Origin of the sequence: Acinetobacter sp. RF14B (assembly GCF_006864105.1) — a bacterium.
Taxonomy (GTDB): domain Bacteria; phylum Pseudomonadota; class Gammaproteobacteria; order Pseudomonadales; family Moraxellaceae; genus Acinetobacter; species Acinetobacter lwoffii_C.
In genome coordinates, this window is record NZ_SMTB01000089.1 from 1 (window position 1) to 10,437 (window position 10,437).

Sequence of the window (10,437 nt, forward strand, 5' to 3'; positions counted from 1 at the left end):
GTTGCCCTTGCGCTCCTGCTGATGCTGGTTTATGTCACCATCCGCTTTGAGTTCAAGCTGGCGATGGGTGCCGTCCTGTCCCTGTTCCATGACATCATCGTGACCATTGGTATTTTTGCGATGATGCAATGGCCATTTGATCTAACCGTTCTGGCAGCGCTTCTTGCGATTATTGGTTTCTCACTGAACGATAACATCGTAGTGTCGGACCGTATCCGTGAAAACTTCCGCAAAATTCGCGGTGCCGAACCGCTCGAGATCATCAACATTGCCCTGACTGAAACCTTGCGCCGTACCATCCACACCTCCATGACCCTATTACTGGTGGTCGTGGCCATGATGGTCATGGGGGGTGAAGGTCTGAAATGGTTCTCGATTGCAATGTTTATCGGGGTCTTTGTCGGTACCTATTCATCGATCTATATCGGGACAGCTTTTGCGCTATGGCGCGGTCTGAATCGTCAGGACTTTATTGTACAAGTCAAACCTGAATTTGAAGACGAAGACCAGCTGCCATAAGCGGTCTTTTCACCTAATCAGTGTTCAGCCCATCTTCGGATGGGCTGATTTATTTTCAATTCACACCTATCTCTCTGGCCGGTAGAATGGCCACTACCCTATGCATCTTTGCAATATCGGATTTTTTAAAACTGACCGTCCGGCTAGCATCCAGACTTTGAAACTGCAAACTGTTTTCTGTTTCAGCAATTAATTCCACCATGAGCTGTAGAGCATTGTTCAGATATAAACAGATCATGTCCTGAGGCTGGACTTGCTGTCCTGGATCACAGACCACCCAGTAACCGGGCTTTAAAGCAGGAAAATAATGCTGATCATTAACCTGAATTGCATAGTAATCAGACGCAGATAAGATTACAGGTGCTTTTCTGATAGTACCCAGCAAAGGACTTAAACGAAAAGCCTGCTGCTCAACAGTGTGCATTTGAAATAGAGCACACGATACTTGGGCGGGGGACAACTCAGTCTGCGACTCTAGGACTTGATCCAGTAACAGGGTTTCCAGCCCCAGCTGCCGTTCCAGCTCCCGCGCAGCTTTGTCCCCTATCTGGCGTTTGCTATTCAGTAATTGGGTAATATAAGACGCTGACAGGCCAAAATGCTCACAAATGTCTTTGCCATTTTTAAAGCGCTGGCTGTCAATCAGATGGTCAATGAGCTTGGCCAGATTATGACGTCTGCGCTCAAATATTTCCGTCGCACTCATACTTTTAGCTGGTTTTTTATTCTGAACAGACACCTTACAACAAAAAAGCCCGCAATTGAATTGCGGGCTTTTAAAGTATTCGATCAGAAATTAATTGCCTTGTACCAGACGGCGTGCACTGATAATTCCCGGTTGCTGCTCAAGACGGGCCAGCAGTTTGGACAGTTGCGCCAGGCCTTTTACTTCAATCAGCAATTTCATATTGGCAATACCATCGGACTCCGAGATCGTATTGACCTGCCGGATATTAATCTGATCCGAGAAAATGACCTGGGTCAGGTCTTTCAAGAGACCTCGGCGATCATAGGCCTCCACCACAATCTGTACACTTTGCCCCCGGGTTGGCTGCATTTCCCAGTCCGCTTCTACTGCGCGTTCCGGTTCCTGATTAATCATGCGCACATAGTCCGGACAAGCCACCTTATGAATGCTTACCCCACGGTTCAAGGTAATATAACCTGCAATAGACTCACCATGCACTGGTTGACAGCACTGCGCAATATGCAGTTCTACATTATCCAGACCATCGATCAGAATCCCGTGCGCTGAAAGCGTGTGACTGGCCCGTGGATTTAAAGCTGGCTTCAGCACCAGTTCCGGCTCATCCTGATCCAGATGCATATGACGGTTCACCTGATTGATCAGGGCATGCAGGCTAATATCGCCATTTACGATGCCAATCAGGATATCATCACCATTTTTTACATTAAAATGGTTACAATAATCACTCAAATCAATGGATTTTGGATGAATCGCCAGACGTGAAAGTTCTTTATTCAGTACATCACGGCCCACTTCCAGATTCTTGCTACGATCCTGCTGGCGGAACCAGTGACGCAATTTATCCCGCGCACGTGCTGTCCGGATATAGCCCAGTGAATTCACCAGCCAGTCCCGGTTCGGCTCACGGTCTTTCTTGGTCAGAATTTCAACCTGCTCACCGGTTTTTAAGGTATAGGTCAGCGGCACATAACGCTGATTGACCCGAGCGGCATAACATTTGTTCCCGACTTCAGTATGCACATGGTAGGCAAAATCCAGCACTGTCGAGCCACGTGGCAGCTCCTTAATATCCCCATCACGACTAAATACATAGATTTTTTCAAAACCTTCAAATTCTTGAATATGCTCAAAATTTTCGGTTTCATCATCTGTTTTATAGGCACTGGCCTCATTACGTTCCTGATAATGCTCCAGCACAGCACGCAAGGAATGCAAACGATGGTTAAAGGAATGATCGGTATTTTTTGAGCCTTCCTTATAGTTAAAGTGTGAACAGACCCCTAACTCTGCTTCTTCATGCATCTGATAGGTACGGATCTGCACTTCGAGTGATTTGTTTTCGGCTATTACCGCCGTATGCAAGGAACGGTAACCGTTCGCTTTAGGATTGGTAATATAGTCATCGAACTGATGTGGAATATGTCGCCAGATCTGATGAACAATCCCTAAGGTGTGGTAGCATTCCGGCACATTTTTTACCAAGACCCGTAACGCGCGAATATCATAAAGCTGGTCGAAGCTCAGGTTTTTGCTTTTCATTTTTCGATAAATCGAATAAATGTGTTTTACCCGACCACTGATTTCAGCGTCGATATTATACTCACTCAGTTCAGTACGCAGCTTATCAATAACAAACTGAATATACTGCTCACGCTCCAAACGTTTTTCATTCAATAAAGAAGCGATTTCTTTATAGCGTTCAGGCGCCAGATAACGGAAAGCCAGATCTTCCAGCTCCCATTTCAACTGGGCAATGCCCAAACGGTGGGCAAGCGGTGAGTAAATGGTCAAAATTTCCCGGGCTACCCGTTCCTGACGCTCACGCGAAGAATTAGTCAGTTCACGTAAAGCATAGGTACGCTCGGCAAGCTTGATCAAGACCACCCGCACATCTTCGGTGACCGAAATCAGCATCTTGTAAATACCGGTCAGATGTTCACGCTGGTTATTATTGAAATGGTCTTCCAGACGTTTATTCTTTTCAATCAGCTCGGACAACTTACCCATTGCGAGGGTACCTTTGACCAGGTTATGCACCTGTTCGCCAAACCTTTCCCGCACTTCTGCCAGCGGCATGACCCCTTCACGCACGGAACGATAGAGCATCGCAGCCGATAAGGTATCTTCATCCACATGCAGATGCGCCAGAATATCGGCCATTTCAATACCGGTATAGAAGGTATTGGACCGATGCTGAATCGTACTTTGCAGCTCATATTGTAATGTTAAATGAGCGACTTCCTCGAGCTGCGTTAAGGGTGCTCCATCTAATATGCCACGAACCCGCTCTAACCATTCGGTCAGATCTTGGTGTGCTTGTTCGGCATGTTCTACAGTCGTCTCCTGTGACAACTCATTGAGTCGCCCAGGCAGTTGTTCACGCACTGTGACCATACCCTTCTCCTACTTTTAGATACATCATCTCTTTAATCGTTTATTTAATTTTCTTTTTCGAACAAGGCGATCGATTCTACATGGCCGGTATGGGTAAACATATCCATCACTCCGGCCCGTTTCAGGCGATAACCCTGTTGTGTCAAAATTCCCGCATCTCTTGCCAGGGTTGCCGGATTACATGACACATAAACGATTCTTTTTGCGCCAAATTTAGGCACATACTGCATTACTTCTTCCGCTCCTGAGCGTGGTGGGTCGATTAATAATGCATCAAAACCCTGTTTTGCCCAAGCCTGCTGCGAAAAATCTTTGGTTAAATCTTGTGAATAAAACGAAATCTGTTCAATCCCATTTAATCTGGCATTTTCCCGACCACGTTGTACCATTTCTTCACTACCTTCCACGCCCACAACCCGACCTGAAGGCCCCACACAGCGTGACAAAGGTAAGGAAAAGTTTCCTAATCCACAAAACAGATCCAGAACCCTTTCGCCTTGCTGCAGTTGAAGCAAATCACATGCCAAATGGACCATCTGCGAGTTAATAGTCGAATTTACCTGAGTAAAGTCTGAAGGATTAAACCCGAATGTGACGGCGAAGTCATCAAGACCATAGTGCAAGCGTGCAGCAGCTTGCGAGTCGTCCATACGCTGCAGCGTATCCTTGCCCACAGGCTGCAAATACAGCTGCCAGCCTTTATCTAACGTAAATTGGCGCAATTGGTTGACATCTTCTGCTGATAGTTTTGCAGTTTCCCGAACCGTCAGCGCAATTTCTGTATCACCCATGGCTAATTCTATATGACCGATGTCGGCCTGACCATTTAGACTTTGGAGCAATTGTTTAAGAGCTGTAACCGAGCCGAACTCACGATCCAGAATCATGCAACGGTCAATTGAAGTCAGCCTGTTGGACTGGTTTTCACGAAATCCCACCACCAGTTGGTCTTTCTGTGCGATATAGCGCACGCCAATCCGGGCTTTACGGCGATAATCTTCACGCTGGGAACGCAAAGGCATCAGCCATTGTTCCGGCTGGATGCCTGCAAAATGTGCCAGATGCGATTGCAATACATTCTGCTTCAGCTCAATCTGGGCATCGGGATGAATGTGTTGCATATTACAGCCACCACATATCCCAAAATGCGGACAGATAGGCTGGATACGCATATCAGAAGGTGCACTCAGCAGTTCTATACTGTCGGCTTCTTCCAGCTTTTTGACTTCACGGCTAATACGGGCACGCACGGTTTCACCCGGCAGCGCATAGCGGATAAACACTTTCTTGCCGTGTTTTTCAGGCGGATGATCGGGATGGGTGCCATAGTGAGCTATGCCACGCCCTTCATGGGAAAGCGACTCAACCTGAAAAATATACTCGGATGGCTGTTGGAGACGGGGTCGAGCGCGATGTTTCATGAAAACCTAATCTGTGGAGAGTGGAAAATCAAAACGGGTAAATGCAGTCTGCTGCGCAGTTTCGCGCCAGCGGCTTAAAAAATCTGCATGCTGCGGCTGGGTCTGCAAATATTGAATGGTGCTTTGCAACAGATGCTGATAATCCGGCAATAACAGCTGCCCTTTTAGCAAAAGCCAGCGAATATATACCAGCCAGGTATTCAGAACATCGCCTTCACAATAACTGGTGATTTCAGTCCATTGCTGGTCGCGGACGTAATTCGGTATACGGTACACACCATCACCGCGTTTTCCCGGATAACCCAGCAAGTGCGCCACATCATCAAGTTTTTGAAAATGCCGCGCATGAAACATGGCCATGACATCCATCAAATCGACATGGCGCTGATGGTAACGATTCTGGTAGTTATTATAACGCTTTTGTGTGTCAATTTCGCCCTGGTCGAACAGGCTGGGGGCTGAAAGGCCATGATACATGGCACGGTATAAAATTACCGGTAAATCAAACTGTGAGCCGTTCCAGCTCACCAAGGTCGGATGGCGCTTGTCAAAAATAGACAGAAATTTTTTTAAAATCTCTGCTTCGCTGTCCTGTTCCTGACTAAAAGAAAACAGGCGCATGCCCTGCTCATCCATCCATAAACCGGAAATACAGACAATCTCATGCAGGGGCAAACGCTGAAAATCCGAACCAGATTCCTGACGGCGTAATTTGGTCAGGGCCTGCTCGAGGTCTGCCTCCGGCAGATCCAGACCAAACAGATGAGCGCCTGATTTAAGATCGGTTTGGGTTTCAATATCGAAAGTTAAAACAGGCAAGCGCATAAACGATTTCTCAACAATTATTCGGGATCTTCTACAGAGAACAGGCCGGTAGACAGATAACGGTCACCCCGGTCACAGATGATACAGACTATCACAGCGCCTGGATGCGCTTCGGCCAGCTGAATGGAGGCCCACACGGCTCCGCCTGATGAGGTGCCGGCACTAATACCTTCTTTTTGGGCCAGTTTACGCATGGTTCTTTCAGCTTCAATCTGCGGAATATCCATAATACGATCAATCCGGCTACGGTCAAAAATCGTTGGCAGATATTCTTCCGGCCAGCGACGAATGCCGGCAATGCTTGAGCCATCCGAAGGCTGCAAGCCTACAATCTGAATTTCCGGGTTCATTTCTTTCAGGTACTTGGACACCCCCATGATTGTGCCAGTCGTTCCCATGGAACTCACAAAATGGGTAATCTTGCCACCCGTCTGCTGCCAGATTTCTGGACCGGTGGTCAGGTAGTGTGCTTCGACATTATCCGGATTACCAAACTGGTTCAGAACCAGCCCCTTACCTTCTGCCTGCATTTGCAAGGCCAGATCGCGCGCGCCTTCCATACCCTGCTCTTTACTTACTTCAATCAGCTCGGCCCCATAAGCACGCATGGCATCCTTACGTTCCTGACTCATGTTATTCGGCATGATCAGCTTCATGTTGTAGCCGCGCATGGCAGACACCATCGCCAATGCAATTCCCGTATTTCCGCTGGTTGCCTCAATCAAGGTATCGCCGGGCTGGATCTGCCCGCGTTTTTCTGCCTGCATGATCATATTGTAAGCCGGACGGTCCTTCACTGAACCTGCCGGATTATTGCCCTCGAGCTTGGCCAATACAGTCGCTTGAGTATGACTTGCCAGACGCTGCAAACGCACCAGTGGCGTTTTACCCACATAATGGTCTAACAAAAATTCATCGGCTTGGAAATCGGGGTATGTATTACTCATTATTTGCACCTATATCGATGTGCGACTATTGTATGAAAAAATACTTTTCCCTGCATCCATTTCCCCTTTCTTTTTCCTTCCTACGGCTTGCAAACTGCTCCGCTTTATCAAAAATGGATTCAAAAACAGGTTTTTTCAAAAGAGTAGGTCAAATCTATGCTATTTAAAGAAAATGGCATCCAGTTATATCTTTGCATTTTTATCTGAGCAAATGTGCAGGATAGCTCTTTTATAAACCCGATGATCAGCATTTCACGGCGGCTACCTGAATAAAAATAATGCTTAAATTTTAACTGTCAATTTAAAGCATGCTAATATGCCCGACATAAGGAAAATACTGCTTAAATCATGTCAAGTATCAATAAAAAGATGTTTAAACGTCTGCACTTAAATCACGCTTATGGACAGCTGATTGCACTGATTTTTGTGCCGATTACCATCTTGGCCTGTGTAGGTGCCATTCTGGTGATTACTGAAACCTCGAATGCGGCACGTGCCCAGCAAAAGCAGATGGCGATTGCGATTATGACGCGTTTTCAGTCTACGGCAGAATATTCACTTGATATTTTAAGCCTGTATCCTTGGCAATATGATCAGGCGCACAGTGCCATGCAACATATGCTGAATGAAAAGCATTTGGTACGTGCAGCAATTCTGGATGAAAATGGCCGAAACCGTCTGGGAATTGGCTTTCAGGAACAGGCACCCTGGCCGGAATTCAATCAAGCGGCCAGTTTTATCGGTCCCATTCTTTATAAAAACAATCATATTTATGCGGTCAGGGTTAATGAAAATAGCTTTAATTCCGGCTGGCTGGCCATTGAGCTGGATAATCAGCCTCTGGAAATTGCCCGTTACCGGGTATTAATCGTACTGATTGCCACTGGTTTACTGACCTTATTACTTCTGCTGTTATGTCTGAATTTCTATTCGCGTCGCTGGATTGCGCCGATGTATGAAATACGCATGCAGTTGCAACGCCTGAATGTCGATACGCTGGACCAACACATGGTTATTAACAGCACTGGCGAGCTGCGCCTGTTGCAACGCGATATTGCCAATGTGGTTAAACGTCTGCATTTTAGTTTTCTGGAGTTACGCGAACATACCGAACAGACTGAAGATGACCTGCGCCGTACCTTAGACACTTTAGAAGTGCAAAACATTACCTATCGTCAGGCACGCGATCAGGCCATTTCTGCCAACCAGGCCAAATCGGTATTTCTGGCCAATATTTCACATGAACTGCGCACGCCACTGAACAGCATTGACGGTTTTATCCATTTATTGCTGCGTCAGGGCAACCTGAGCAATGAACAAAGCCTGTACCTGCAAACGATTCGCAAGTCTTCAGCCCATCTTCTGGCCCTGATTAATGATGTGCTGGATTTTTCCAAGATTGATGCCGGTAAACTGGAGCTGGAAACCGCACCTTTTGATCTGGAAGAAGCTATTTTTGATGTGATGGATATGCTCTCGCCGCTGGCTGCGCAAAAGCATATCGATATGGCCTTCTACTATGCTGACAATGTGCCCAAACATGTGATTGGCGATGCGCTACGTTTCAAGCAGATTTTAACCAACCTGATCTCCAATGCCATCAAGTTCACCCCCGACGGGGAAATCATTGTCCGGGTACGTCTGGAGCATGAAGACCTGGAGCACTGTGTCTTGCACTTTAGCGTACAGGACAGCGGTATTGGCCTGAGTGGTACCGACCGCAAGAGACTGTTTGAATCCTTCTCGCAAGGCGATACCTCTGTCACCCGTCAGTTCGGCGGAACCGGTCTGGGGCTGGCTATTTCCAAGCAATTAGTGAGCCTGATGCACGGCCAGATTGGCTTTGAAGATAATCAGGAACGCGCCCCGACCGAAAAAGGCTCAACTTTCTGGTTTACGGCACAATTACTGCTGGATGAAGAACATGTGATTGAACATCCAGACTTTAGTGAACTGACGGTGGTGTCCTATCTGGCGCATCCGGCAACCGCCAATGTACTGCGGCATTATCTAGAAAACTATAAAGTGGCACACAGTGAATGTGCCTCTATTCTGGATCTGTTCAGTCGCCTGAATCATTTACATAGCACCGACAATACCTGGCTCATTGTTGATCATGGCGGCGATGGTCAGGCCTTGCTCAGAGAAATCCGTACCCGTTATCAGGGTCATCTGGCAGTGTATGGCTATCAGATGCAGCTTGATCCGAACATGCTGAATGAACATCGCGCTCGCGCCCTGCATCAGCCACTCAGCCGTACGGCCCTGATTCAACTCCTGAGCAACCAGCAAAGTTTTGAAGAAGAGCAGTATGAAAGCTTTAATGGCCAGGGGTTGCATGTACTGGCTGTGGATGACCATCTACCGAACCTGATTGTCCTGGAAGCCTTATTGGGCGAACTGAATGTCCGTACCACCAAAGCCATTAGCGGACAAGAAGCCTTGCATATTATCCAGAGCCGTCATGAACAGGGACTCAGCCCTTTTGATCTGGTGTTTATGGATATCCAGATGCCGGTGATGTCAGGCATTGATACCACGCGTGCGATTCGCTCACTGGAATCTACGTTTGATCCCCGGCCTCAGCAACGCTTGCCGATTATTGCCCTGACCGCCCATGCGCTTTCCGATGAAAAGCATAAACTGCTGCAAAATGGGATGGATGATTATGTAACCAAGCCAATTCAGATTGAGCAGATTGTACAGATCCTGACCCAATGGACCACAGAAAGCTTTAAAAAACCGCCGGTACCCGAACGTATCAATGTCATTGAAGCTCTGGATCCTAATATTCTGGACTGGCAACAAAGCCTGCAACTGGCAGCCAACAAAGAGGATCTGGCTATTGATCTGCTCGGCATGCTGGTCGACAGCTTTGAAAATGAACTGACTGAAATTGAGCAACTGATCGAGCTGGAGGATTTTCCTCAGCTTGAACATGTCCTGCACCGCCTCTATGGCGCAACTCGTTATGTCGGTACGCCAAGCCTGCAAACGATCACAGGCGAGTTTGAGCAGTTTGTTTCGACCTTGCGTAAAGAGCGCCGTAAAGCAGATGAGAGTTTTGTACAGCAGGTACTGAAATATCTGGATGAGCTAAAAACCGTCATTGAGCAGGTCCAACAGGCAGCCCGACAAATCCTGTACAAATCCGACCATTAAATCTGTTTTTAGTCCGGGACACGTAAAGGGAGCGTGACCGGACTGTCATGCAAGTGCTTAGAGTGCATGTTATGCTCGCTGAAGAAAAAATAAGGATGAACCCCATGTCTCTGGTACGCTTTGAAAAAAATAATGGAATTGCGACGGTTACACTGAACCGTCCAGACAAACGTAATGCCATGAGCTTTGCCCTGCTGCGTGAACTGGTGCAGACAGCCAAGCGGATTAAAAAAGATAAATCCATCCGCTGTGTCATCCTGACAGGCGAAGCCCAGGTCTTTAGTGCCGGAATTGATCTGGCTGACTTAAACAATCCTAAAAACCGTGTCTTTGCCGCCTGGGAGCTGATTCGCCCGGGCCAGAGCCTGTTTCAAAAAGCCTTTCTGGTGTGGCAGGAGCTACCTGTGCCCGTGATTGCAGCACTTGAAGGCTTCTGTTTTGGTGCCGGCATGCAACTGGC

8 protein-coding genes are annotated in these 10,437 nt (G+C 47.4%); 3 read left to right on the plus strand and 5 right to left on the minus strand.

Annotated features, from left to right (window positions below):
* A partial coding sequence (gene secF, locus E2K52_RS11715; protein ID WP_151205262.1) for a protein translocase subunit SecF occupies positions 1-519 on the plus strand: 519 nt, incomplete at its 5' end.
* A gap of 55 nt (positions 520-574) precedes the next feature.
* Here the strand turns inward: secF and E2K52_RS11720 are convergent.
* The 5 genes from E2K52_RS11720 to cysM form a co-directional block, all read right to left on the minus strand.
* Positions 575-1,225 (minus strand): hypothetical protein, encoded by a 651-nt coding sequence (locus E2K52_RS11720; RefSeq protein WP_151205263.1) that lies wholly within the window; start codon positions 1,223-1,225, stop codon positions 575-577.
* 90 nt (positions 1,226-1,315) lie between these two features.
* Positions 1,316-3,622, minus strand: a complete 2,307-nt coding sequence (locus tag E2K52_RS11725) for a RelA/SpoT family protein (protein WP_151205264.1) — start codon at positions 3,620-3,622, stop codon at positions 1,316-1,318.
* Positions 3,623-3,666: 44 nt separating this feature from the next.
* Complete coding sequence (gene rlmD, locus E2K52_RS11730; protein WP_151205265.1) at positions 3,667-5,043, minus strand: 23S rRNA (uracil(1939)-C(5))-methyltransferase RlmD; 1,377 nt, start codon at positions 5,041-5,043, stop codon at positions 3,667-3,669.
* Between the two features lie 6 nt (positions 5,044-5,049).
* Positions 5,050-5,868 (minus strand): 3'-5' exonuclease, encoded by an 819-nt coding sequence (locus E2K52_RS11735; protein ID WP_151205266.1) that lies wholly within the window; start codon positions 5,866-5,868, stop codon positions 5,050-5,052.
* A gap of 17 nt (positions 5,869-5,885) precedes the next feature.
* Positions 5,886-6,815: a cysteine synthase CysM gene (gene cysM / locus E2K52_RS11740; RefSeq protein ID WP_151205267.1), complete on the minus strand. Its 930-nt coding sequence runs from the start codon at positions 6,813-6,815 to the stop codon at positions 5,886-5,888.
* Positions 6,816-7,163: 348 nt separating this feature from the next.
* Here cysM and E2K52_RS11745 point away from each other — a divergent pair, with 348 nt between their 5' ends.
* On the plus strand, positions 7,164-9,977 hold the full coding sequence (locus E2K52_RS11745; protein ID WP_151205268.1) for an ATP-binding protein: 2,814 nt from the start codon (positions 7,164-7,166) through the stop codon (positions 9,975-9,977).
* A gap of 104 nt (positions 9,978-10,081) precedes the next feature.
* A partial coding sequence (locus E2K52_RS11750; RefSeq protein WP_171478853.1) for an enoyl-CoA hydratase-related protein occupies positions 10,082-10,437 on the plus strand: 356 nt, incomplete at its 3' end.